The sequence below is a fragment of the Aquitalea pelogenes genome (assembly GCF_001515305.1).
Taxonomy (GTDB): Bacteria; Pseudomonadota; Gammaproteobacteria; order Burkholderiales; family Chromobacteriaceae; genus Aquitalea; species Aquitalea pelogenes.
Genome location: NZ_LNQV01000120.1, coordinates 1 through 452, shown reverse-complemented (window position 1 = coordinate 452; position 452 = coordinate 1). Strand labels below are relative to the sequence as shown.

1 pseudogene is annotated in these 452 nt (G+C 68.1%); it reads right to left on the bottom strand.

The features are described from left to right. Window positions 1-314 (bottom strand): annotated as a pseudogene (locus AWT75_RS20480) (hypothetical protein); the annotation flags it as partial. Window positions 315-452 lie beyond the last annotated feature (138 nt).

Sequence of the window (452 nt, the reverse complement as noted above, 5' to 3'; positions counted from 1 at the left end):
CGGCTGGCGCTTTTGTTCAGGCGCGGGGCTTCCACGCCGTTGTCACGCATCAGCCGGTAGCGTTTGCCGGTGCCGTTGCTGCTGGCCGGGCTGTGGGCGCGCGGGCCGGTGTATTTGCCGGGCAGCAGGCGATAGCGGTTGAGGGTTTTGCCCTTGCCTACGCCCAGCGGGCGCGAGGCTTCCAGCAGTTGCAGGTAGCCGGCGCGGTACAGGGTGCGCAGATAGGTGTTGGCGCTGTCGTCGGCAATGTGGATGCCGGCGCTGGCGGCGTGCTGGATCAGGTCGCGGCTGCTGAACTGACCGAGGATGCGCATGGTGCGCCACAGGGTTTCGTTGCCGTTGCCCTGGCTGACCGGCTGGCGCTTTTGTTCAGGCGCGGGGCTTCCACGCCGTTGTCACGCATCAGCCGGTAGCGTTTGCCGGTGCCGTTGCTGCTGGCCGGGCTGTGGGCG